This is a genomic window from Streptacidiphilus carbonis, assembly GCF_000787775.1.
Classification (GTDB): Bacteria; Actinomycetota; Actinomycetes; order Streptomycetales; family Streptomycetaceae; genus Streptacidiphilus; species Streptacidiphilus carbonis.
Genome location: NZ_BBPM01000031.1, coordinates 63,190 through 86,672, shown reverse-complemented (window position 1 = coordinate 86,672; position 23,483 = coordinate 63,190). Strand labels below are relative to the sequence as shown.

Below are 23,483 nucleotides of genomic sequence, written 5' to 3'. Positions count from 1 at the left end.
CCGGCGGGGTGGACGGGGCGGGAATCCCGTCCACCCCGCCGGGGCCCGACACCGAGAACCCCAACAAGGAGCAAGAACATGAGCACCACCACCGCCACCCTGCCGTTCCGCATCGGGGAGCCGGACATCGAATGCCGCTACCCCGTGATCATCGGAAAGGACCGGGTCATCGGCCAGGCCATGCGCTGGCACCGGGACTGGCTGGTCGTCACCACCGAGGGCGAGCACAATCTCCGTCGCCCGCCGACCGGCACCAAGGGCATCGACATGGCCGCCACCTACCTGGTCGAGGAGTACGCCGCCGGTGCAATCGCGGCGGTCGCGCTGGACCAGGTCCGCGCCGAGGCCCCGCAGCCGCTGCACGGCCCGGTGCCCCTGCTGCACCCGCGGATGCCCGCCAGCGCCCGCAACCTCCTCGGTGCCCGCATCGCCTTCGCCGGACTCACTGAGCACCACTGGCGGGTCGTGCTCCACGGCTTCCCGGGCAGCGACAACCCCTGGTACCTGGCCTGCGAGCTGTGCGGCTGGTCCGGCGTCCGGTACTGGTCCCACCACCGTGGGCGCAACGGCAACCCGCCGAGCATCTACCGCCACGACGGCGGATGCATCGGCGAGGACCAGGTCCGCGAACTGATCGCCGCCTACCAGCAGTAGCCCCGGCGCCCGCCGGTCCCGGACCCTCCCGGGACCGGCGGGCAGCACCGACCTCACCACATCACCCTGACGCCGGCGGGACGGGCATCCCCGCCCGGGCGGCGCCGAAGAACCTCAACTTCTCCCCGGAAGGGAACCGACAATGACGGACCCCGAGTACGACGACCAGGACCCGCGATTCCCGGGCCTGCTGGCCGACATCGCCGACCTGCACGGCCGGTTCGAGGACGGGTACAGCGCCGACGACATCCGGGCCGTCTTCGGTCGCATCTACGACGAGGGCGGCCCGTACCTGGTCTGCGTCTGGGACCACGTGGACGAGTACGGGTTCGGCGGCAACTCGCAGTTCTACGCGGAGGAGTGGGACGGCGGTCTCTTCGAGGTCCAGCCGGACATCTACCGCTGGCTCAGCGGGCAGCAGGAGACGCCCGGCCCGCCGGGAAGCTGGTTGTGCGCGCCGGTCGCCGAGCCGACCGAGTTCCCCGGCAGCGACGACTTCCACAACTACGCCCGGGCCGACCGGAGCAGGTGACCGGCCCCTGTCCGGTGGGGGAGCGGGGCGGGAATCCCGCTCCCCCACCGGGGCCTGGCACCACCACACCGAACGCCTCAACGAGGAGAGAACTGTGACGAAGATCCCCTTCACCCCGCCGTGCGGCACCGGTTGTGCCGCCGCGCAGATGGAACTGTTCGCCCTGGCCGCCGTCGCGCCGGCCGCGCCCGCGGCCGAGTTCGATTTCGACGCCGTCGATTTCGTGGTGGTCGGCGACAGCGGCGGCAAAGACAGCGGTGCCACCGTGCACGAGGTGTGCACCCGGGCCGACGCGGCGGGCCAGCTGCACAAGGTCCGGGTGCTGCACTGCGACCTCGGCAGCACCGCGCAGGGGCACCTGATCGAGTGGCCCGGTGCGCTCGAAGTCGCGCGCTCGCACGCCGAGCAGTACCAGGTCCCCTTCGCCGTACGCCGTAGCCAGCGGTGGGGCTCCCTGTGGGAGCGGATTCGGTCCCACGGCAACTGGCCCGGGCATTTCGCGCGCTTCTGCACGAGCGACACGAAGACGGCCGTCGGGCGCGACTACGTGGACGAGATCGGCGCCGAGCTGAACCTGGGGCGCGCGCCCCGGGTCGGCTACGCGATGGGTATGCGCGCCGAAGAGTCCGCCGCCCGCGCCAAGAAGCCGGAGATGGAGCGCAACCGGATGAGCGGCAAGGGCACGAAGCGGGTCGTGACGACGTGGCTGCCGATCCATCAGCTCACCACCGAGCAGGTGTGGCAGATCCACCGGGACAACGGCATCGAGCACCACGAGGCCTACGACCAGGGCATGCGGCGCCTGAGCTGCCGGGCCTGCCCGCTCGCCCACACCGACGACCTGGTGCGCTCCGCGCAGCTCAACCCGCAGCTGTTCGCCGAGTACGCCGAGGCCGAGGTCGAGATGGGCCAGCAGTTCAAGAAGTCCATCAGCCTGCGGGAGATCATCGAGCGCGCCCGGAGCTGACCGGCCCGGGCCGGTGGGGGAGCGGGGCGGGAATCCCGCTCCCCCACCGGCGGCCGCACGCCACACCGAATCCCTCAACCTCGAAGGACCCAGCATGAACGAGACCATGAGCACCACCGCCCGCCCCGTCATCCGACGCCCCCAGCGCACCCTCACCGCCGAGGAGCGCGAGCTCGTACGGGACATCCCGCTACTGAACCTCCAGGCGGCCCTGATCATGGGCATCGTGGACCCGGTGCCCAACGCGTCGCCGATGGGCGAGAACGAGGGCGCGTGGGTGCGCGAGCAGGTGTGGCCCGGGCACCACCAGGTGATCGAGGCCAAGTACCCGTTCGGGTTCCGCCGCTGGGCGAACTGCGAGCGGGGCACCTGCTGGAACTGCCTCTCCGGCCGCTGCGACCTGTGCGTCCACCGGCAGAAGTGCGGTCCGGACGTGGACGACAACACCGACCAGGTGCACAACGCCCAGGGCGTGGCCGTCGCGCAGGTCCTCCTCCGCCTGGACGACGCGCCGTGCGCCTGGTGGTGCCGGTGCCCCTGCCCCAAGGACGGCCCGCTCCCTGTCGAGTCCGCACCGCCGGTTGCGGCCGAAGCCGGACCGGCCAAGGCCGACTCCGGCCGCCAGACGGAGGGGGGCAGCGCGCGAGCGGGGCGCCGACGCGCCCGAGCCGCTGAGCCTGCCGACCAGACGCAGGGCGCCCTGTTCTGACGGGTCGCCCGGCTATCCGGGGCCGGACAGCGAGGGGCCCGGCGGGGCGCAAAAGCGTGGGAATCCCGCCGGGCCGTGCGGTCCGGCCACCGAGGGTCCTCAACAGACCCAAAACCGAACCGGCATCATCGTATCCAGACCGACCACCACCAGGAGCACACCCGTGAGAGACGTCGACGGTCGCCAGTGGGCGACCCGCGAGGACCTGATCGAGCACAGCGGCTACAGCCGGGCCACCCTGGGCGCACTGTGGAGCGAACGGGACGCCAACGGCCACCCGGCGCCCCGCGATTTCGACGGCGTCATGCACTGGGACGTCGGGGCGTGGAGCGCCTGGTTCGAGGCGCTGCCAAAGCAGCCCCGGGACCTGTCCGGCATCGACCGCAGCGGCGACCCGGACGAGCCGCTCCCGCCGGCGAAGCAGGCCCGCGTGCTCGGCGTCGACCCGGCCCGGATCACCCAGTACGCCAAGAGCCCGCCTCCGCGGTGGCCCGCCCCGGTCCGCGTCGAGGAGCTGCCCACCCGCACCCGCGAGTACCGCACCCGAGCCCAACTCTGGGCATGGGCAGACGATCCCGCCAGCGGGTTCGGCACCACCGGGGGACGCCCCTCCGGACCCGACCCCACAGTCCGCGCGGCGAAGGCGACGACGCCCGACTCACGCGTCCAGCTGGCCGCCGAGGCGCTGGCCGCGATGCCCTCCAGGAAGGCCGGAGACGTGGCCGCGATGCTCGCCGAGCGCCACGGCCAATCCCTGAGCACCTGGAGGGCGATCGTCACCCAGGCCCGCAAGGAAGCCCGGTAGCAGAGGCAGCACCTGCCGCCCGCACGGCCGGTGCAAACCGGTCCCAGAGTGGTGGCCGTCGCCGTCCGGCCGCACGCGGTCAGCGGCCCGTGCAACGGACGATGGCCGGACAACGCTTCGCCATCACGCCCGTGCCCAAGGTGCAGTTCGTAGCACAGGGAACGGTGCCGACCCGTGGTCCCAGACCCCGGGACGACAACCGCGATGGAGTGGTTGCTCGCCGTACGGGGAGCGCCCTCCGGCGTGGCCGCCGTCCGGCTCCCGGGCCTCCGCCACGAGCTGCCCAGAGGCCCGCCCGGTGGGGACGACCTGGCTATGCCAAGGCCCCAGGGCTCCCGGCATTCACGTGGTCCCAGCCTGCCCGACAGAGGACGCTGCGTCCCGGGCAATCGGTCGCAAGGCGGACATCAGGAGGGCGAAGAACGGCGACTGAGACGCCCTCAAAATCCCTTCCGACCTGCGGATTTATGGGGCGTCGCGGTTGACTCACAGTCCAAAACTTGAGAGTATTGGTCATGTCGAAAGGGGGCGGGAATCCCCTCCCGACACCGGCCCCCGGGCCACACCGAGAACCCCAACGATCAAGGACGGTCATGGTGAGTACCCCTGTGCGCGACGGCACCACCGACGCGGCGACGGACCAGGACGGGCGACCCTACGCGAACGGCTTCCAGCCGGCGGTACTGGCGTGGGACGGCTGGACGTGCGCCGACTGCATCGTGTGCGGCACCGGCGCGCAGTGCGCCGACTGCCGCACCTGCACCGAGGTCGCATACCCCTACCCGCCGCACTGGGCGCGCCCCTGGACCCCGGGCAGTCCCGAACGCGGGATCGAGGCCTTCGGAGGCCCGGGCGGAATGTCGGCGGGGCGTGCACTGGTGGACAACAGCGGCGACTGGGTGCTGATCGAGTGCAACCGGGACGCCGCAGCCACCGCCCGGGCCGCCGGTCACTGGGTGGTCGAGGCGGACATCCGCACCCTGGACCCGCGCCACCCGGTCCTGCGGGGCGTGCGCCGCTTCCACGGCTCACCGCCATGCCAGACCCTCTCCGGGGCGGGCAAGCATTCGGGCTGGAACGCGGCTGAGATCAGCGAACTCCAGTCGATCATGTGGCAGGCCAGCGAGGCCTTCGGCTTCCTGGAGGTGGACGATCTGTGCAGCCTCTACGGCGGCCCGCACAGCTACTTCGGCGACGTCCTGGACGGCATGGAAGACCACCCCGACGCCGACTGGGGCGAGGGCTGCGGCGGTGGCCACCTTCCCCCCACCATGACCCCCGCAGCCTTCCGCGAGTGGGCGGCGAGCGCGGTCTCCGACCAGCGCACCGCGCTCATGGCCGAGATGCTGATCTGGCCCATGTGCCTGGTCCAGAACGGTGCCCCGCTGGTGTCCATCACCATGGAGCAGAGCGCCAACCTGCTCCGCCAGAGCCCGGCCCTTGCAGAGGCCATTCAGTCCGAGATCGTCAGCGTCGAGGGCTTCGGCTGGTCCTGGTGCTCATGGCAGATCGAAGACGCCGCCGACTACGGTGCGGCCACCCACCGCGAGCGCGCGTGGATGGTCGCCACCCGCTACGAGAAGCCCCGCTACGCGGACCATGTGGACGGCGACCAGGCGGCACGGACGATGTGGTCCCACGTCCTCAAGCGCACCGGCCGACTGCCCGACTGGGCACCGGAGCTCAACCGTCGAATCGAGCCCTACCAGGGACGCCCCGCCCTGCCGAAGGTGACCGTCGCGGCCGCGCTCAAGCTCCCCTCGGACTGGTGGGCCGACACCCGCGGCAAGCGCCGGGTGAACCCCGAGACCGGCAACCCGCTGGGCGGCGGCTCCTTCCCCCTCAACGACACCGGCCAGTGCGTCACTGCCACCTGGTACGGCATCCGGTTCCGCCCGGCCGACGTTCCCCAGGGCGAGGGAACCACCACGATCACCCTGCCCGAACTCGGCATCCTGGTCGGCTTCCGCCGCAACTACCCGTGGACCTACATCCCCACGCGCCGGGGAGCCAGGGGAGTGCGGAACGTGGCGCAGATGATCGCCGACCCGGTGAGCCCGTTCATGGGCGCCGCCGTCTCCGCCGCAGTCCAGGGCGAGGACTGGTACCAGCCGACGGTCACCTACCAGGCGACGCTCTACCAGCTGGATGCGGCGCACCCGGACCAGGCCACCGACATCGGCATTCCAGCCCAGCGCGCGCAGCACGCCGACCACCTGGCGGTCGAGCAGCTGGAGCTGTTCGCCGCAGCCTGACCCACCCCTACGGCGAAGCCCCGGCGGGCCACTGGAGAACAGTGGCCCGCTACGGCGCTTCCAGCGCCGGTCGCTGCTGCGTGTTCCAGAAAACTGGATTGCTGCACTCTGCGGACTGCACCGCGAGGGGCTCTTGACCACCAGCGGATCAGGTCCGCCGCAACGCGAAGGGCCCCGCATCGCGGGGCCCTCTCTGCGCGTTCTCGCTGGTGATCTGGAGTTGCTGCCAGTGGTCGGCGTGGCGACATGCTGGCGGCTTCCTACGGGGCCGTCGTGGCTCCCGCCGGCGGCGCGGACGCCGACTCCTCCGCAGTGTCCTCTGGTGCCCCCTTCGGTGCTGTCCGCCGGTTACGCGTACGGACCTTCGCAGGCTTCACGGGCTGCTCGGCGCCGATGGCCTGCAACTCCACCGCCGTCCACCCGGCCGCCTCCGCAGCGGCGAACGCCTCGCCGTACGGTGCGTCCAGCTCAGCCAGCTGGTGCTGGAGTTCCGCGCGCTGTCCCAGGATCTCCGCGAGCGGCTCGAAGGCCTTCTCGCGCGCCGCCTGGACCTGCCTCATCCGCTGCATGATGTCGTTCGCTCTCGCCATGGCGTGATCGTACTGGCTCAGCCAGCCGGCGGCGGCGATGGCGCACCCCTGCCGCGGCAGTATTCGTGCCCTACCCGATAGGGCACGACCAATCTCGTAGAGCGCTTCCGGCGGCCTTAGCCACCGGAAGCGAGTTAGTGCTTACTGATATCAGTAAGCGTGATCACTCGCCGTCCGCCCGGTAGGGTGGCGGCTCTGTGATCATTGGTCCGAGGACGGACCGGGTGGTTGGAAGGGAGGCTTCTGTGACAGATTCGTCACCGGCCGATGGCCGGCGCCGGGCACCGAAGCGCCGTCGCGAGCGCGAAGCCGATGGACGTCGCACCAACCGCTTCCTTGTGTCCTACAGTGGCACCGAGCTGGCCATCGTCACCGAGGCCGCCGCGCGCGACAATCAAGCCCTTGCCTCCTGGGTTGGCACCGCTGCCCTGGACGTTGCGACGGAGAAGGTCGTCCCAGTCTCGGTCGATGCCCGTGACGTTCTCGCCGAGTTGATCCAGGCGCGCAACCAGGTCTCGCGTATCGGCAACAACGTCAACCAGATGGCGAAGGCATTGAACGCCGATGGGACGGTGACCGGCGATCAGCTTTTGGCCGCGATGGAGGCGGTGCTCCAGTCGGTCCGTCGCATGGATGAGGCGACGCTTCAGGTGATGCGCGAGCGGCGGCCGCGCTCGTGATGCCGAAGAAGGCCAGGGAGGGTGACGACACCTGGGGACTGCTGGACTACCTGTACGGTCCGGGCAAGCGTGACGAGCACACCGACCCGCACATGGTGGCGTCGTGGGATGACCCGTACGTCGATGACCCGGCGCGGTCGGCGGACATGACGATTGCCGACCTGGCGCTCATCATGGACGCCCCGGTTCACGCTCTGCTGGGCAAGCGCCCGGCCAAGCACGTGTACCACGTGGCGGTACGCAACGCGCCCGAGGACCGCCTCTTGACGGACGAAGAATGGGCGCGGGTCGCCCGCGAGATGATGCACGCCTCCGGCATCGCCGAGCACGGAGACGATCAGGCCTGCCGATGGGTGGCGATCCGGCATGCTGACGACCACATCCACATCGTCGCGACGCAGGCCCGGCAGGACGGTCGGCAGCCGCGGCTGCGGCAGGACATCCCCAAGATGCACGCGGCCGCGCGGAAGTTCGAGGTCGAGTTCGGACTGCGGCGACTGACCCACGGCGACAAGACGGCGAAGAAGTGGCCGAAGACAGGAGAGCAGGAGAAAGCGGCCCGGCGCGGTCTGCCGGAGCCAGTGCGCGAGACGCTCCAGCGGACGGTGCGCGAGGCCGCGGCCGCCGCCGTGAGCGACGATGACTTCTTCGCCAGGCTGACCGCCGCCGGTGTGCGGGTGAAGCAGCGCGTGGCACCGGACGGCAACATCACCGGGTACTCGGTGGCCATGCCCGGCGACCGTGACACCGGACAGACTCCGGTGTGGTTTCCTGGCGCCCGGCTCGCCGCGGACCTGTCCCTTCCGCGCGTGCGGGAGCGCTGGGCGATCCCGGTGTCCGTGCCCACGATTGCGCCGGCGGAGATGTGGCGCGAGGCCGAGCAGCGGGTGCGCGCGGCCGCCGACCTTCTGGGCGCGGGCGGATTGCATCAGGGGGCCGGAGACGTCGCGGCGCTGGGCGACCTCATTGTCATCGCGGCAGTGATCTCGCCGCGCATGGTGCGCGGTCAGATGAAGGACACGGCGTACGAGTTCGAGCGCGCCTCGCGCGCCCCGGGGGACCGTGCGCTGGAGGGTCAGGCACGTGCCCTGTACCGGGAGTCGTCACAGCTGCTGTCCCAATCGTCGGCCGCAGCCGGACGCAGTGACACGGTCGCCGCACTGGGCTTCCTGCTGGCCTTGGTGACCGCGATCGAGGCTGCCCGCCGCTGGCACCAGGCGCAGGAGCACCGCGCCCAGGCGGAGGCTGCTGGCCGGGCCGGTCGACTGCTGCGTGAAGCCGTCGAGGTGACCGCCGGCGCGAGCGCGGCACGTACGTACCGGCCCCGCCCGAAGCGCGCCCAAGCCCGGCCAGCCGGAGGCCGTGCGGCGCCGTCGGTCGCGGGCGAGCGGCTGATGGCGGGCGTGCTCCAGGAGGCTGTTCCCGGGCATGCCCCTGCCGTGCTCGCGGACTCGGCGTGGCCCGCACTGCGCACACGGTTGGCGGACATCGAGAAGACGGGGGAGGACCCGGCCGAGATCCTCGCGGCAGTCGCCTCCATCCGGGAGTTGGACTCAGCGGACTCGGTCGCCGAGGTGCTTACATGGAGGCTGTACGGGTGGCAGCGGCAGCGCGATGCGTCTGTGGCCGCCCCCGTCAAGAACCCGTCGCCGACGTCCGCGGGCGGCACCGGTCGCACCGGTACGCCGCGCAAGACGGCAGCACCCGGAGTGACACGTCGGCCGGGCGAAGAGCAGCGCAAGGGCCCCAGGCGGGCCCGGTAACGAGGGGAGAGAACATGGCAACACCGGTGCCAGAGGATCGGGCCGGGGAGGCGTTCGCGGAGGCCGCCGCCGAGGCGGTGCAGACCTCTGTGATGTCGTTCCGTCTGGTCATGGCCATTGCGGACGCTGTCCGTCGCCAGCAGCAGAACCGGGCCGGGAAGGAGGAGGAACTTCCCGATGCCGAGGAGTCGGCGGCTCAGGCCTCGGAGGAGGTGAAGAAGTTCCTGCCGCCGGACATCAGCACGGCGTTGCTGGAGGGTGCGGACTGGCCCCAGCTCGCGCAGCAGCTGATGGCGCTCAAGGCCGCCGGGGTCAAGCTGGAGGAGTTGCTCCCGCGCGTCGGCGAGATTGCCGTGACGGTGCGCGACCAGGTGGCGGCGAACGCGGAGCGGGTGGCGCGCGAGGGTACGGACGAGTGGGCCAGGGCATTGCGCGAGACGCTGCCGGCGGGGCCAGTGCGGGAGGCGATCCTGTCGTCCCCGGCGTGGCCGGAGATGGCTGCGACGATGGCGCAGCTGCACGAGCGCGGCGTCAACGTGAGGGCGATTCTGGCGTCCGCCCATGAGGAGGGCGTGGGCGTCGATAAGGCCGTCGCCAAGGTGCTCGAAGCAGCGACGGTGCCGACCACGAGCCACGACGCGAAGGTGTCGTACGGGCCGATGACGACCGGGCTGGACGTTCCCAAGGATCTGGATCTGGGCAATCGGGCTCGGGCGCTCCAGCAGCTGGCGATCTCGAAGTCGGAGAACGAGCGGTACATCGGCATGGTGCGTAAGGCCATGCCCGGCTTGGACTCGGAGGCGGACCTGTTGGTGACGGCGCGGCAGTGGCCGCTGCTTGCGGCGCGGATGGCCGACATGGAGAGCAAGGGGCAGTCGGTGGAGCCCCACCTGGCCCGCTTGTCGAGTGACCTCTCCTGGAAGCCGGGGCCGCAGCCGACGATGCGCCCGCGGCTGGTCCAGGCCACCACCAATGCGCTGCGTAAGCCGCTCGGTGCTGCGGTGGAACAGGGGGAATCGCGGGCGAAGGTGAACACCGCGGCGGCCCGGTCGACGTCGCCGAGCGTGGGCCCTACTAAGGCGGCCGCGAAGGGTGCGGCCCCGGCTACTGCGGGGGTGGCCGCACACCGGGAGGCCGCGCCGAAGACCGCGGCGAAGAGCGGCAAGGGCCGGTAGGGCGCCGTCCGATGCAGGTGCGCCGCAGACCGACTTCCGGTCTGCGGCGCATCTGCGTTCTGCTCCGGCTCGCATGCCCTGCGGGAGCTGCGTCGAGCCCTACGGGCGGGTCGCCCCGTAGTAGTCCGAGGCAGGCATAAATCCGATCGGAGCGATCTTCACCACGTCATTCGTGTGCGGCGCCTCGACCATCTGGCCACTGCCGGCGTAGATGGCCACGTGGTAGATGCCGGTGTCGCCGCCGTGGCTCCAGAAGAGTAGGTCTCCGGGGCGCAGGTCCGCCTGGGCGACGGGGTGGTTGGCGGTGGCGGAGTACTGGGCGGCGGCGGTGCGCGGCAGCTGCCGGGTGGGCCAGTACGCGTACTGGGCGAGGCTGGAGCAGTCCCAGCCGACGGTGGTGCTGGCCACGCACCTGCCGTTCACGCTGCCGCCGTCGCCGTCGCAGGACCCGGTGGTGGGACCGTTCGGGGAGCCGCCGCCGTAGGAGTACGCGACGCCGAGCTGGGTCATGGCCCTGCGCACGGCGTCGGGCCCGGTGCCGCTGCCGGTGACCGACGAGGCCAGGATGGCTCCGCCCTGGAACTTCGCCATCGAGGCCAGGATGGTTGTGACGTAGTCCTGCGTCTCCTTGTACGGGGGGATGCCGTGAGCGTTTTGAACAGCAGCCCACCCGGCGTTGTAGCCGGCCAGAGCCAGCGCCTGGACGTCGCCGGGGATGCCGGAGGACATGGCCTGCCCGATCAGGCTGCACATGAAGCGGCCCTGGGCCATGACCGCGTCGCCGATGTCGTAGGGGGAGGCGCTGCCGTTGCCGTCGTCGTCGCGGCCCCAGGTCGCCCAGGTGCCAGGCATGAACTGGGCGGGGCCCTCGGCGCCCACCGGGCTCAGTGCGCGGACGTTGAAGCCGCTCTCCTGGTTGAGCTGGGCTGCGAGCAGAGCCGTGCTCAGAGCAGGGTGGGGGCACTGCTGGGAGGCCCGGGTGATCCACGGGACGAAGGCGTCCGGTACGCCGGTCAGTGCTGCGGTGGCGGAGGCGGTAGCCGTCTGCTGACTGGAGATCACGCTCACCAGTGCGAGCACCAGCAGCCCGATCAGAGCGAGTAGAGCGGCCCCTGCGCCCGCCAGAATCTTCGACATCTATCCCCCGATCGGCCACGTATGGCCGCAACCCGTTCGAGTGCAGCGTCCCTGCCGTCGGCCGGGACGATACGGCTGTCGGAACGTCAGTTCGTGGGCATTCGCCCACGTTTCCGGCCCCCAGAATGGCTCCCGTTCCCGTGTCGTTTCGGGAGGAGTCCCTGGCCAGCGAAACAAATGCCAGCTTCCACTGTCGTCCCGTCACGTTAGTCTCTGTAGTCCCAGGGAGCCAAAGACGTTTCAAACAGCACACGCACGGGGGCGCGGCGATATGACGACGAATCAGGCTGTAGCGCCTATCTACCAACCACTGGCTGCGTTGAAGTACGCGCTGACGCCAGTTCACGGGCACGACATCGCGGTAGCCACCGTGGCACTGATGCTGGACGGCGTCGACGGTGCAGGCGGCCGGGCGAGGGTCCTGCACCCGGGGGAGCCGGTGCCGTTCGGAGCGCAGCCCGTGCTGGTTGCCCCGAGCACCGTCTACGCGACGGTGCTGATCGAGAACCTGCTCAGGCAGTGGCCAGCCCATGTACCGAAGCCCTGGCTGGTGCTGGTGGCTGACGTCCCGGCCGCGCCGGCCCCGGCGGCGCGCTACCGGCTGCGGGCGCTGAGCGCACGCCTTGCCGGGATCGCCCTGGTGCCGTACCTGCCGGTGCTGCGCACCGTTGAAGGACCTGGGGACGCCATTCAAGACGCAGATGTGATTCGAGCGGCCGCGAAGCTGTGCCGCCGGCTGGAGGGGAAGAACGCATGATGACCAAGGCGACGACCATGCTGCTAGCGGGTCTGATTCCAAATGCCAAGCCCACGAAGATCCCGGGCTTGGATGGGACGATCAGCACGATCTTCGGCTACGGCCTGTACGTCCTGGTGCTGGCGGGGGTGGCGGCGACCGGGTTCGGCGTCTACAAGCTGGCGATCAGCGACAAGGGCCGCAACGGCGGCGGCAGCGAGCCGTTCAAGTGGATGGGCTCCGGTGTCGCTGCGATTTTGTTGGCGAGCTCGCTGATCGCCATCCTCAATGGCATCGCGGGCGGCTGAGATGCGACGCAACCAGCGAGGCAGCGGCAGGGGGCTGCTGTGGGTGACCGGGGTGGCGGTGGCCGCGGTGCTCGGGTTGACCGGCTACGCGGCACTGTCGGGCAGCAGCCACAATTCGGCTACGCCGTCGAATGACGGCACGCCGTCCTCGTCGAGCGCGCCGACTTCGAGCGCGTCGCCGATCCCGGTGCCCACGGTCACCATCCCGAGCACCTGGACCGAGCCGCTGCGGTGGCTGGCGATGCCCAGGGGCGCGCGGACGGTCGCCAACGGCGACCAGGTGGGCTTCCCGCAGACCGCGGACGGGGCGGTGGCGATGCTGGTGTCCGCCAGCACGGTCAACGTGGAGGGGGCCACCAGTACCGCTGACCAGCAACTGGCGATCTACAACACGTACATGGACGCCGCCGACAAGAGCGCGGCCAGCGAGCAGCAGATCCGGGACCGTGCCGCGCAGACCGAGGCGTCCGAGCGCAGCGCGCTTGGACTGCCCGCCTCCGGGCCGCTGCCCAGCGGCGCGTTCGTGCGCACCAACGTGGTCGGCTTCAAGGTGATCCAGTCCTCCCCCGTCCAGGTCACCGCCTTCCTGCTGACGAAGGTGTCGCAGAAGGCCGGTGAGACCGTGGCGGAGAAGGACGACTACACCGTCACCACGGTGGGCGTGGTCTGGCAGGGCGGGGACTGGAAGCTGAGTATCCAGGCCTCCACCGAAGCCTCGCAGAGCCAGGCGCAGGTGCCCGCGATCGCGGCGCCAGGTGACGCGGCGTTCAACGACGCCGGGTGGACCGCGATCAGGCAGGCGTCATGAGGCGCCGTCTTCTCGCGCTGCTGATCGCGCTCACCGCCCTGTTCGGCACGGTCGCCATCGCGCAGCCGGCGGCCGCGGACCCGGTCGGCACCACCGGGCGGGTCCTGTGCGACATCGGCCTGGGCGGCATCCTCGGCGCCGCCACCGACCCACTGTGCAAGGCGGCGGGCTCAGTGGTCTCCGACGCCCTCAAGGCGGAGTTCGCCAGCATCTGGAACTCCGAGGTCGGAGACCTGATCAAATCGGGCGAGGACTTCGCGAAGACCTGCATCCGCTTCACGCTCACGCTCGCGCTGCAAGGCCCCTCGCTGAAGTTGGAGGACACCGGCCTGTTCGGGGCGAACGCCACGCTGGACGGGATGCTGGTCTGGCTGGGTCTGGTCATCGGCGCGGCGGGCTTCATGTGGCAGATCGGGAAGATGGCCATCACCGGCCAGGCCCGACATCTGGGCAAGGCCTGCGCCGGGTGGGCCCAGAACATGATGCTGAGCGTGTTCGGCCTGACCGCGGTGGGACTGCTGCTGACGGCTGGTGACCAGCTCACCAAGGGTCTGACCGACTCCGTCTTCGGCAACGACAGCGCCGCCTACGACCGCATCCTCAAGGTGCTGGTGCCCGAGGCGATCGCCAATCCGGTGATCGTGGCGTGCGGGGTCCTGGTGCTGCTGATCGTCGGCTTCATCCAGATGGTGCTGATCTTCCTTCGCCAGTCCGCCATTCCGATCCAGTGCCTGCTGCTGCCGATCGCGGGCGCGGGCCGGATGGGCGGGGAGACCACCCAGAAGTGGGCACCGAAGCTGATCACCTCGATCCTGGTCATCATCGTCTACAAGCCGATCCTGGCCGTGATCATCTGCGTGGGGTTCAGCGAGGTCGGCAACGCCTCGTCCACCACGGAGTGGCTGCGCGGAGTGGCGACCCTGGTCCTGGGCGTGCTGGCCCCGGGCCCGCTCACTAAGATCTTCGCGCCGATCGGCGCCGAGGTGGGATCGGGGATGGCGGCGGGCGGTGCCATGGGCGCCATGGGTGCGCTGGGTGGGATGGCCGCCGCTCGCATGGGCGGCGACGGAAGCAGCGACGGAGGAGCCCCGCCCACCGGTGCGGTGGACCACGCCAAGCACGTCGAGCAGACGATGCCCAAGAGCTACCAGGGCGACAAGAACGACCAGCAGCAGGAGGGGTCGGACGCGCTCACCCAAGCCTCCCGCAACCAGCCACCGGGCCCCAGCCCCACGCCGGTCCCCGGCCAGATGACGTCGCCGGAGAACACCACTGGCGTCTCGCTGCAGAAGGCAGGCGTTAGCTCGGGGACGGCCGCCACTGGAGCCGTACCCGCTGTAGGCATGGCGATCCAGGTGTTTGACGGAGTCAACAACGCGGTCCAGCAAGGGGCCGGTCAGATGGGAAGCGGAGGTGGTGGCAGTTGAGTGCACATGAGGTCCCGGACATGCTGCGGGTCGAGGGCTTCCGCGCCCGGCGCTCGTTCGGGTTGGGCGGCATGTCCAAGACGGCCACGATCGCGGTGGCCACAGTGTTGGCCGCCGACGGCATCCTGGCCACCGCGCAGCCTGTCACCTTGGTGGTCACCCTTCCGGCCACCCTCGCGGTGGCCGGACTCGCCGCGGCTCGCCGCCACGGGATGTCAGCCCTGGCCTACTACTGGGCGCGCGTGGCCTGGCGGCGCGCCCAGCGCAGCGACGCGACCGCGTACCGGCAGGTCCTGCTCCCGCAGCCCTTCGCCCTGGACCTGCCGGGCGTAGGCGCGTCCTCGTCGCTGATCGGGGCACACGACCCCACCAGCGGGCGGAAGGTGGGCGTAGTCCATGACCGGGCCACCGACTGGATGACCATCACGACGCTGTTGGCCCCCGGCGGCAGCCTGATGGCGCCGACCAACTCCGTGCGGGCCAACATCCGCACCTGGAGCGCGGTGTTGGACGCGATGAGCACCGACGAGCAGATCAAGAGCGCCTCGGTCACCATCCAGATCACCCCCGGCGCCGGCGAGGCCCTGGGTGACGACGTCAAGGTGCGCCGCAACTCCAACGCCCCGCAGCTGGCGCTGGACACCATTGACGAACTGGTGCGCACCACGCCGCGCGCCACCGCGTCGGTAGCCCCGTGGATGAGCGTGACAATCGACCCCACCGCGACCGCGACCCCGCCCACCGAGCTGTCGGACAAGGTCGCCGAGACGCTGCGCGTGGTGGACAGCCTGGACCTCAGCGGCACCGGCACCGACATCTACCGCCGCGCCACCGCCGTCGACCTGCGCCGCATCGTCCGCAGCGCCTACGACCCCGACGTCTTCCACGCCCGCGACCAGGACTTCGAGGACCTGAGCTGGGGTGAGTGCGGGCCGGTGGCCGCGGACGACAACTGGGAGGAGTACCCGCACGACGGGGCGGTCTCCATCAGCTGGGTGCTGCGCGAGATGCCGCGCCGCCCCATCGCCTACAGCGTGCTGCTGCCCCTGCTCTCCCCCGGGCGCTACCAGCGCCGGGTCACCATCGCCTACCGGGTCCTCGATCCGCAGGAGGGCGAGGCGGTGCTGGAGCGCGAGATTTCCAACGCCGAGCAGCGCGCGCAAGCCACCGCCCAGGTCAAGGGGCGGGCGAAGTGGTCCCAGAAGGCCGACTACCAGCGGGCGGAGCAGGCAGCGTCCATGGCTGCCAGCGGGGCGCAGGTGGTCGACTGGACGCTGATGGTCACCGCCACCGCGCGCAGCACCGCCGAGCTGCCGAACCTGCGGCAGGAGCTGGAGCGCGCGGTGAAGGCCACCCGGGGTATCCGGCTTCGTCCGGCCTACGGGGCCCAGGCCGCGGTCTTCGCGGCCAGCCTGCCGATCGGCTACAACCCGCTGGTGAAGTGACGGGTGAAGTGAAGGGGGAACCGGGATGAGCAGGCAGCAGAAGGTACTCACGCCGCGCAGGATGGAGGCACCCGCCTCCGGTCGGCCCTCGCGCGAACAGCGCCAGGAGGCGAAGCGGCTCCGTCGGGTCTTCGCCGGGCGGTTGGGGTGGTCCGGGCAGTTCAGCGGCCGCGCGCCGGTCGAGGACGCGGGCACCGTCTATACCGGGCCCACCACCCAGGTCGGAGGGCTGTACCCGTTCCTGCTGGGCTCTGGCCTGCCGCCGCGCGGGGTGCCGGTGGGACGCGACGTGCTGACCGGCGAACTGGTCTGCATCGACCCGTCGGGGTGGACCGGGACACTGACCACCAACCCCGGTGTGTGGGTGATGTCGCAGCCCGGCGCGGGCAAGTCCGCCCTGGTCAAGCGGATCTGCATCGTCTACGTCGCCTACGGCCACATGCTGTGCGTGCCCGGCGACGTCAAGGGCGAGTACAGCCAGATGGTGCGCGAGCTCGGCGGGAGCGTGGTGCGCATCGGGGACGGCCTCGGGCGCCTGAACCCTCTGGACTCGGGCCCGTTGAAGGACCGGCTGCCGTTCCTGTCCGTCACCGAGCGCGCCGCGCTGCTGGACGTGCTGCGCGGCCGGCGCCTGGAGACACTCGGTGCCCTGCTCAGCACGAAGCCGGGCCTTGGCCGCACCCCCAACGAGATCGAACGCAGCGCGCTGAACACGGCGGTGCAGCTCGCCTCCGACGCGCTGGTCGGCACCGACCCGGTCCTGACGGACGTGATCGCCGTCCTGCGGCAGTCCCCGGAGGAGCTGCGCAACAAGCTCTCCGCCCACAACGACACCTACCTGGACCTGACCCGGTCGGTCATCGCTGGCCTGGACAACCTGGTCAGCGGCCCGCTCAAGGGTATGTTCGACGGACCCACCACCGTGCCGCTGGACCTGAACGCCCCGGCGGTCTCCGTGGACATCTCCGGGCTGAGGGCACGCGGCAACGACGTCGTGTCCGCGGGCATGATCGCCACCTGGGCCTACGCGTACTCGAGTATCGACAGCGCCCGCAGCATCGGACTGATGGACCGCAAGCTGGTGCTGCCGATGGACGAGATGTGGCGCGCTCTGCGCTCGGGTCCCGGGCTGGTGGACGCCATGGACTCGATCTCACGGCTGAACCGCGGCACCGACGACGTGTCGATCTACGTCACCCACTCGCTGCTGGACGCCGAGTCCCTGCCCACCGAGGAGGACCGGGCCAAGGCCCGCGGCCTGATGGACCGCTGCGACACCTGGGTGATCGGCGCCTCCTCCAGTGAGGAGTTGCGGCGCGTCACCGGCAAGCGGGCCCTGACCGAGCAGGAACGCATGATGATCGAGTCCTGGTCCTCCGCCACCAGCACCGGGCTGGACACCAGCGACCAGGTGCACCCCGGCCGGGGCAAGTACCTCATCAAGATCGGGACCAGGCCCGGTATCGCTGCCGCGACCGAACTGACCGCCACCGAGGCCCGGCTCTACCGCACCGACAACAACGCCCGTAAGCCGCAGGGGGACGACGTCTGATGATGACCGACAACGACCGCGCCTGGGCGGGCGGAGGTGTCCTGTTCGGAGCCGCGGTGACACTGACCGCCTCGACCTGGGCCGGTGCGGCAGGCGGCGCACTGGTGACCGGAGAACCGGTGGCCCCGGCCTCGCCCCTGACCGCCTTCCACATGGCCACCGGGTGGTCGACGGTGTGGCCGCACTCGCAGACCGCTTCTGCGGTGGGCGCCACCGTGGCGGACCTGGCCGTCGTCGTGCTCATCGTGTGGGGCGTGCGCCTTGGGGTCCGCTGGTTCCGCAACCCCAGCAGCCTGGCCACCCTGTTCCAGGTGCGGGAGCTGACGCCCAAGCACGCGGCCCGCACCGCCACCCGCCTGCGGGCCTCGCTGAAGGAGACGAAGCCCAAGGAGATCGCCGCCCGGGACCGGGGCGTGATCCTGGGCAACCACATGCCGACCGGCGTCGAGCTGCGCGGATCGGACGAGGACACTTACATCGCCATCATGGCGCCCCGCGCGGGCAAGTCGACCGCCCTTGCGATCCCCGTGGCGGAGGAAGCGCCCGGCCCCCTGCTGATGACCAGCAACAAGGCCGACGTCTACGCCGCCACGCTCGGAACCCGGTCCAAGGCGGGGGAGACCTTCCTGTTCGACACCCAGGGCGTCGCCCAGGCCGAGCGGGGGGTGTGGGTCGACCTGATCGCCCAGGCGGAGACGCTGGAGGGGGCCGAACGGCTGGCCAGCCACTTCGTCAACCAGACCACCTCCGAGTCGGCCGACCCGTTCTGGAGCCAGGCCGCCGGAGACCTCCTCACCGGCCTGTTCCGGGCCGCCTGGTGGGAGGGCGCCACCGTGCGCGAGGTCATGCGGTGGCTGGCCGACCCGAAGGAGAAAGCGCCGCTGCGCGTCCTGTACCAGCACGAACCCGTCCTCGCCGAGCAGGTCGACTCCTCTGTCAACATCGCGGAGGAGACGCAGTCGGGCATTTTCCAGAACGCCCGTACCGCCATGAGCGCGCTGCGCGACGAGAAGACCCTGGCGTGGGTCCTGCCGGACAAGCACCGGCCCCGCTTCGACCCCGAGGCCTTCGCCACGAGCAAGGACACGCTGTACCTGCTGAGCAAGAAGGGCGGCCCGTCCTCGGCGCTGGTTGCCGCCATTGCCGACGCGGTGTTCACCGCCGGCACCGAGGCGGGCGAACGCATGGGCGGCCGCCTGTCCGAACCGATGCGCGCCGTCCTGGACGAGGCCGCCAACATTTGCAAGATCGCGGACCTCCCCGACCTGTACTCACACCTGGGCAGCCGCGGCATCACCCCGTTCGTCATCCTCCAGTCCTACCGTCAGGGCGTGCGCGCCTGGGGCGAGGTCGGCATGGACTCCATGTGGAGCGCGGCCACCAAGAAGATCATCGGCGTCGGGATTGACGATGCCAAGTTCGCCGGGGACATCAGCACCCTGACGGGCGCGCACTACGTCCAGCGCGGCTCGTACTCCAAGAGCAAGGGCGGCGATAGCCGCAGCTGGTCCGAGCAGCGCGAGCAGGTGCTCGACCCCGCCGAGATCCGGGCGATGAAGAAGGGGACGGCGCTGCTGATGGCCACCGGCATGCCGGTCGCGCAGATCAGCCTGCGCCCCTGGTACGGGGAGAAGACGATGGCGCACATCGGACCGCAGATGCGCGACGAGGAAGCCGCCATCACCAAGCGGGCCGTGGGCGCCTACGAGCTGCGGAAGGTCACCCGCAATGGCAGCTGACCCCGGCAGTGGGGACGGCCCGCAGATGGACGTCCCCATCACGATGTTCCAGGACGTCGAGGACCTCAAAGCCGCAGTCGCACGCCTGACCGCCCAGCTCGGAGCGCTCACCAGCGAGCGGGAAGAGGAGCCGGGCGAGGCCTCCGCCGAGGAGGAGGAGACGGCCGGCGGGGAAGCCGCCGAGGAGGAGGCGGAAGAAGAGGGGCAGTACCCGCCGTTCATCCTGCTGCTCGACCCCCCGGAGTACGACGACGAGCTGCGGGCCCTGATCGAGTGGGTGGAGGGGGTGCTGGTCCCCGGCTACCTCGCCGAGCCGTCAGCCGATGCCCGATGGTGCCACCTGTGGTGGGAGCACATGGTGGCCATCGCCCGTCTGCACGCGCTGTGGCTGGCCTGGCAGGAACTGACGGACCCTGCGTCCTGCGGCTACACCGGCCCCAGCACCTGGCACCGCGACCACTTGGACCCCGCCCTGCGGGAGCTGCGCGGGTCCACGGGCCCGTTCAGCGGCTGCACCAAGGGCGAGCACCAGATCGACCACCGCATGCCCAGCCTGGTACCCAGCGCCTGGAGCCAGGCCGAGGACTGAGGGGGCGAGTGCCCAGCGTGGGAAGCAGTGATGGGGGGCCGTACCGCGAGTGCGGTACGGCCCCCCCATCATGACTGCTATCAGGCAGAGGGAAGATCGAATTCCCCGCTACGGGCACCATCGACAAAGGCCTGCCACTCAGCTGAGGTGAACCGGAAGTACTGCTGTCCGGCCAGGCCGTTCTGCTTGGAGTCACGCACCACGACGCCGCCGGCGGGGGCGAAGGCGGTTTCGACGCATGCGCCCTGGTCCCCGCTGAAGGAGCTCTTGAAGAAGTGAAGCGAGTCGAGGTCGAGAGGGGGCTGTTCCATGGCTATTTCTCCTTTGCGACGCGCTGCAAGAGCGCCGCTGAATCTGTTGGGTCGAGCGCGGTGGCCTGCAACGCGCTGTAGGAGCTGGCGAATGACCGCACCTGCGAGTCCCGTTCGACAAACAGGTTCCCGCTGGGAGCCTCCACGTAGACGACGCGCGGATCGGCCGGTCCGAACTCCAGGATGGCGAAGCTGCCCCGCAGGCCCGGGTGCATCCCCTTGGACAGCGGGCAGACTTGGATGTTGACGTTCGGCAGCTTGCCCAGGTCGAGGATGTGGCCGATCTGGTCGCGTACCGTGTCCGGACCGCCGATCGGCCGCCTGAACACGGACTCATCCATCACGGCCCACAGCTCCAGCGGTTCGGAAGAGGCGGTGAGCCGCTTCTGCCGCTCCATCCGGACATTGACGAGCCGGTCGGCCTCTTCCGACTGGCCGATGCGGCTGCTGCCCAGCACCGCCCGAGCATAGTCGGCGGTCTGGAGCAGGCCGGTGACCCAGGACAGTTCCCAGGTCTGCACCAGCCGCGCGTCGTACTCCAGGCCCACGTACACGCCGAGGCCGGAGGGCAGTACCGACTCGTACTCATCCTGCTCCCACCAACCGGATTCGCTCGCCCGCCGGTGGATGTCGATGATCACCCGCCGGGCTTCGTCGTCCGTCACGCCGTACAGGTCGAGCATGGCCCGAAGCTCCAGAGCCTTCGCCAGGACCTGGCCGGTTTCGATGCGGCTGACCTTCGAGGTGGAGCACTCCAGAACCTTGGCCACGTCTTCGAGCCGGAGGCCTGCGTGGTCGCGCAGGCGACGGAGCTCCGAGCCCAGGCGACGCCGCCTCACAGTCGGTCCCTGCGGATCGCTCATCCGGTGCCCTCCTTTGCGTCGTCGTCGTGCACTTGCTGGGTGCAAGTTTGCCGCATCGTCGCCAGCGTGATCGGACACGGTCCCTCCATCATCCTCGGACGCCTCCGGTCGGGAAGCGGAATATATCGATGGGCTTGTGTCATGGGATTGCACAGAGCATTCTAAGAGGGATCTCACTACGGGATGTAGTGATGTGATGGCGGGTTGTCCCGCCCGATCCGTGTGCGACCGGAGGGGACGGCATGGCAGCCAGTCCGGCAGAGCAGTTACGAGGCGTCCGGCTTTCGGCAGGAGAATCCGACTGTCGGGGGGTCAGCCTGACTCGCTGTGCGGCGTCCTGCGCGATAGAGGCCGGGGTTCTGGCCCCCCGTCGGATGCGTGCCTTCACCGCCGCAGTGCTGGCGCACTGGGGGATCAGCGGGGCCTCCGAGTATGAGATCCGCGAAATCGTGTCCGAGCTGGTCACCAACGCCTGTCTGCACTCCGGCAGCGTCGACGTCTCGCTGACGCTGACGATGTACGGAGACACGATCCACCTGACCGTGCGTGATTCCGGTCGGTGGAAGCGCCGTCGACGCGATCCGCTGGGCATCAACGGCCGGGGCCTGGCACTGGTGAGCCACCAAGCGACCAGGTCGGGCCTGACCCGATCGGCCGGGGGCACGGAGGCGTGGGCGCAACGCGAAGTGCCCGCAGCGGACCTTCTGCGGTCCTGCGGGCCCTGGGAGTCTCCATGCTGACGATGGATCGGTCAGCGGTCGATGCCCCGGTGGAGGGATCGTTCAGCTACTGGTGCGAGTGGGCCGGGATCAATCCGGCTACCGGCGCGGTGTTCCCTCTCGGCACGGAGTGCGAGTTGAACCCTCGGCTCGCTGTGCGGTGGGCCTATGAACGGGCCCAGGCCATTGCCCCGCAGCTCACCCCACCGGCGTCATGGGTGATAGGCGGATGGTTGCAGGATGAGCACGAGCGGTTGAAGGCCGTACACCAGCTGTCCGAAGGCAAGGAGTACGTCCTGACGGTCCATGAGGAGTCAGCGCACTACACCCTGACCATCCGACCCATTCCCCCCGTCCCCGCCGTCGCCGACTCGGAGTTCGGCGGTGACGGGGACTGGTGAACACCAACTTCGTGGTCGAGATGCACATCGGCATGGGCACGCCCGAGACCTCCGTGGTGTCCCGGGTCACCGCCGAGTCGCCCGAGCGCGCCGTGGCCCTGGTCCGTATCCAGGCCCGGCCGTTCGCCGCAGCGGTCCCGGGCGACGCCCCGATCTGGGAGTGGATCGAGCTGGGCCACCAGCAGGCCATAGGCGAACTGGGCGCCGGCGCGGCCGTGGCGGTCGGATTCGACATCGGCGAGAACCACTTGGAGTGGCGGGTGCAACCTGTGCTCGCAGCCCAGGCCGAGCCCACCAACTGACGAGCCACCAAGCCCCCGACGAAGGGAGAACCCCCATGGTCCAGCAACCCGGCAGCGACATCGCCGTCATCGCGGCCGCGCCGCTGCCCGATCAGCGGGCCCCGCGCTCGGTCCCGGGCCGGATCATCGAGCAGGTCCACCAGGGGCTCGACGGCGCCGACGAGACCCTGCGAGCGCTGGAGGAGGCGCCGGACGCGGGCGCAGGCGACTACCAGGTCGACATGCGGCCCATCGTTACCTGCTCCGGTGAGACCCCCGGCCAGGCCCTGGCCAAGGCCTCCGCGTGGTTCGAGAAGGCACCCACAGCCCGGCTCGAAGCGCTCGGATTCCGATACATCACCGAGCCCGGCGAACCCGCCGAGGTCAGGCTGACCCTCGCCCTCTCCTATCCGGATGAGGACGACGAGGAGTAGGTCCCCAGACTCCCGGCCGGGATGTGTCCCCTTCCCTCCCGGCCGGGGACGGACGCGGCGGTTCGGCACCCCCCGTTGCCGGACCGCCGCCCTGCCGCCGCCGGACCAGCGTCGGCACCAGAGCAAGCCGCCCGGCACTTCCGTCGGGCGGTCCGTCAGATCGAGACTGGAGAAGCAGTGACGACAGCGACAGGACCCTCTCGCCAGGCGTTCCCGCTCACCCCTCCGGGCACCCTGCGCCGGGGGCAGTGGGAGGTCACCCTGTGACCCCGGCGACCACCAGGTGGCAGCCGACCGGCGGACCCAGCCAGGCGCGGGCCACGACCCCCACCCTCCCGGACGGGCGCCGACTGGTGGCCCCACAGCCTCAGTTGGCGAACTCCCTGGAACTGGGCATGTGGATCTCGCTGGAGGGACGCCCGTACCGGATCACCGACATGCGATCCCGGATGGAGGGAGGCCGGGTTCTCCACCTGGCGGGCCACGCGCCGCACTCCATGACCAGCTTGGCGACCATCCCGGTCTACACCGTGGCCGAGCCCGTCCAGCCGGACCGCCACTCTGCGGAACCACCTCGGAGTCGAGGCCGCTGACTGCACCTCG

At 70.3% G+C, this 23,483-nt stretch carries 26 protein-coding genes; 22 read left to right on the top strand and 4 right to left on the bottom strand.

What is annotated here, in order from left to right:
* Window positions 1–78 precede the first annotated feature (78 nt).
* The 6 genes from TR46_RS23290 (at window position 79) to TR46_RS23265 (ending at window position 5,922) form a co-directional block, all read left to right on the top strand.
* Window positions 79–654, top strand: coding sequence for a hypothetical protein (locus TR46_RS23290; protein WP_236655454.1), 576 nt, complete (start codon window positions 79–81; stop codon window positions 652–654).
* 142 nt (window positions 655–796) lie between these two features.
* Complete coding sequence (locus TR46_RS23285) at window positions 797–1,186, top strand: hypothetical protein (protein ID WP_052433043.1); 390 nt, start codon at window positions 797–799, stop codon at window positions 1,184–1,186.
* A gap of 94 nt (window positions 1,187–1,280) precedes the next feature.
* Window positions 1,281–2,153: a phosphoadenosine phosphosulfate reductase domain-containing protein gene (locus TR46_RS23280; RefSeq protein WP_084718860.1), complete on the top strand. Its 873-nt coding sequence runs from the start codon at window positions 1,281–1,283 to the stop codon at window positions 2,151–2,153.
* Between the two features lie 94 nt (window positions 2,154–2,247).
* Window positions 2,248–2,862: a DUF6248 family natural product biosynthesis protein gene (locus tag TR46_RS23275; RefSeq protein WP_042404505.1), complete on the top strand. Its 615-nt coding sequence runs from the start codon at window positions 2,248–2,250 to the stop codon at window positions 2,860–2,862.
* A gap of 163 nt (window positions 2,863–3,025) precedes the next feature.
* Window positions 3,026–3,667: a hypothetical protein gene (locus TR46_RS23270; protein ID WP_042404503.1), complete on the top strand. Its 642-nt coding sequence runs from the start codon at window positions 3,026–3,028 to the stop codon at window positions 3,665–3,667.
* A 593-nt stretch (window positions 3,668–4,260) separates the two neighbouring features.
* The gene (locus TR46_RS23265; protein ID WP_152626628.1) at window positions 4,261–5,922 is read left to right on the top strand and encodes a class I SAM-dependent methyltransferase; all 1,662 of its coding nucleotides are present in this window, start codon (window positions 4,261–4,263) and stop codon (window positions 5,920–5,922) included.
* Window positions 5,923–6,182: 260 nt separating this feature from the next.
* Here the strand turns inward: TR46_RS23265 and TR46_RS23260 are convergent, their stop codons facing one another.
* Window positions 6,183–6,512 carry a hypothetical protein gene (locus tag TR46_RS23260; RefSeq protein WP_042404500.1) on the bottom strand — a complete coding sequence of 110 codons (330 nt, stop codon included), beginning with the start codon at window positions 6,510–6,512 and terminating at the stop codon, window positions 6,183–6,185.
* Window positions 6,513–6,757: 245 nt separating this feature from the next.
* Here TR46_RS23260 and mobC point away from each other — a divergent pair, with 245 nt between their 5' ends.
* Genes mobC through TR46_RS23245 form a run of 3 tightly spaced genes read left to right on the top strand, consistent with a single transcriptional unit; the run spans window position 6,758 to window position 10,130 of the window.
* A complete protein-coding gene (mobC, locus tag TR46_RS38235) occupies window positions 6,758–7,192 on the top strand; it encodes a plasmid mobilization relaxosome protein MobC (RefSeq protein WP_236655453.1) in 435 nt (144 codons plus the stop codon).
* A complete protein-coding gene (locus TR46_RS23250; protein ID WP_052433041.1) occupies window positions 7,192–8,955 on the top strand; it encodes a relaxase/mobilization nuclease domain-containing protein in 1,764 nt (587 codons plus the stop codon). The genes mobC and TR46_RS23250 overlap by 1 nt, the downstream gene beginning before the upstream one ends.
* A 14-nt stretch (window positions 8,956–8,969) precedes the next feature.
* The gene (locus tag TR46_RS23245) at window positions 8,970–10,130 is read left to right on the top strand and encodes a hypothetical protein (protein ID WP_152626625.1); all 1,161 of its coding nucleotides are present in this window, start codon (window positions 8,970–8,972) and stop codon (window positions 10,128–10,130) included.
* Window positions 10,131–10,229: 99 nt separating this feature from the next.
* Here TR46_RS23245 and TR46_RS23240 read toward each other — a convergent pair whose 3' ends face one another.
* A complete protein-coding gene (locus tag TR46_RS23240; protein WP_042404495.1) occupies window positions 10,230–11,267 on the bottom strand; it encodes a C40 family peptidase in 1,038 nt (345 codons plus the stop codon).
* Between the two features lie 271 nt (window positions 11,268–11,538).
* On the opposite strand from TR46_RS23240, the gene TR46_RS23235 reads away from it, so the two are divergent.
* Genes TR46_RS23235 through TR46_RS23200 form a run of 8 tightly spaced genes read left to right on the top strand, consistent with a single transcriptional unit; the run spans window position 11,539 to window position 19,871 of the window.
* Window positions 11,539–12,024, top strand: coding sequence for a hypothetical protein (locus tag TR46_RS23235; protein ID WP_152626624.1), 486 nt, complete (start codon window positions 11,539–11,541; stop codon window positions 12,022–12,024).
* A complete protein-coding gene (locus TR46_RS23230; protein WP_042404493.1) occupies window positions 12,021–12,311 on the top strand; it encodes a hypothetical protein in 291 nt (96 codons plus the stop codon). The genes TR46_RS23235 and TR46_RS23230 overlap by 4 nt, the downstream gene beginning before the upstream one ends.
* Window position 12,312: 1 nt before the next feature.
* Window positions 12,313–13,119, top strand: a complete 807-nt coding sequence (locus TR46_RS23225; RefSeq protein ID WP_042404490.1) for a hypothetical protein — start codon at window positions 12,313–12,315, stop codon at window positions 13,117–13,119.
* Window positions 13,116–14,546: a hypothetical protein gene (locus tag TR46_RS23220; protein ID WP_052433038.1), complete on the top strand. Its 1,431-nt coding sequence runs from the start codon at window positions 13,116–13,118 to the stop codon at window positions 14,544–14,546. The genes TR46_RS23225 and TR46_RS23220 overlap by 4 nt, the downstream gene beginning before the upstream one ends.
* Window positions 14,543–15,991, top strand: a complete 1,449-nt coding sequence (locus tag TR46_RS23215) for an SCO6880 family protein (protein ID WP_236655452.1) — start codon at window positions 14,543–14,545, stop codon at window positions 15,989–15,991. The genes TR46_RS23220 and TR46_RS23215 overlap by 4 nt, the downstream gene beginning before the upstream one ends.
* 25 nt (window positions 15,992–16,016) lie before the next feature.
* Window positions 16,017–17,543, top strand: coding sequence for a putative type IV secretion/conjugal transfer ATPase (locus TR46_RS23210; protein ID WP_052433037.1), 1,527 nt, complete (start codon window positions 16,017–16,019; stop codon window positions 17,541–17,543).
* Window positions 17,543–19,282, top strand: coding sequence for a type IV secretory system conjugative DNA transfer family protein (locus TR46_RS23205; protein WP_042404485.1), 1,740 nt, complete (start codon window positions 17,543–17,545; stop codon window positions 19,280–19,282). The genes TR46_RS23210 and TR46_RS23205 overlap by 1 nt, the downstream gene beginning before the upstream one ends.
* A complete protein-coding gene (locus TR46_RS23200; protein ID WP_174505146.1) occupies window positions 19,272–19,871 on the top strand; it encodes a DUF4913 domain-containing protein in 600 nt (199 codons plus the stop codon). Before TR46_RS23205 ends, TR46_RS23200 begins: the two co-directional genes overlap by 11 nt.
* A gap of 80 nt (window positions 19,872–19,951) precedes the next feature.
* Here the strand turns inward: TR46_RS23200 and TR46_RS23195 are convergent, their stop codons facing one another.
* Together TR46_RS23195 and TR46_RS23190 are read right to left on the bottom strand one after the other, a co-directional pair.
* Window positions 19,952–20,182, bottom strand: a complete 231-nt coding sequence (locus TR46_RS23195) for a DUF397 domain-containing protein (RefSeq protein WP_042404483.1) — start codon at window positions 20,180–20,182, stop codon at window positions 19,952–19,954.
* 2 nt (window positions 20,183–20,184) lie between these two features.
* Window positions 20,185–21,045, bottom strand: coding sequence for a helix-turn-helix domain-containing protein (locus TR46_RS23190; protein WP_042404481.1), 861 nt, complete (start codon window positions 21,043–21,045; stop codon window positions 20,185–20,187).
* Between the two features lie 374 nt (window positions 21,046–21,419).
* On the opposite strand from TR46_RS23190, the gene TR46_RS23185 reads away from it, so the two are divergent.
* From TR46_RS23185 to TR46_RS23165, 5 genes are all read left to right on the top strand, one after another.
* A complete protein-coding gene (locus TR46_RS23185; RefSeq protein ID WP_052433036.1) occupies window positions 21,420–21,785 on the top strand; it encodes an ATP-binding protein in 366 nt (121 codons plus the stop codon).
* 212 nt (window positions 21,786–21,997) lie between these two features.
* Window positions 21,998–22,165: a hypothetical protein gene (locus TR46_RS42495; RefSeq protein WP_161790180.1), complete on the top strand. Its 168-nt coding sequence runs from the start codon at window positions 21,998–22,000 to the stop codon at window positions 22,163–22,165.
* Window positions 22,162–22,467, top strand: coding sequence for a hypothetical protein (locus TR46_RS23175; RefSeq protein WP_042404480.1), 306 nt, complete (start codon window positions 22,162–22,164; stop codon window positions 22,465–22,467). Before TR46_RS42495 ends, TR46_RS23175 begins: the two co-directional genes overlap by 4 nt.
* Window positions 22,468–22,502: 35 nt before the next feature.
* Window positions 22,503–22,880, top strand: coding sequence for a hypothetical protein (locus tag TR46_RS23170; RefSeq protein ID WP_042404478.1), 378 nt, complete (start codon window positions 22,503–22,505; stop codon window positions 22,878–22,880).
* A 263-nt stretch (window positions 22,881–23,143) separates the two neighbouring features.
* The gene (locus TR46_RS23165; protein ID WP_042404477.1) at window positions 23,144–23,473 is read left to right on the top strand and encodes a hypothetical protein; all 330 of its coding nucleotides are present in this window, start codon (window positions 23,144–23,146) and stop codon (window positions 23,471–23,473) included.
* Window positions 23,474–23,483 lie beyond the last annotated feature (10 nt).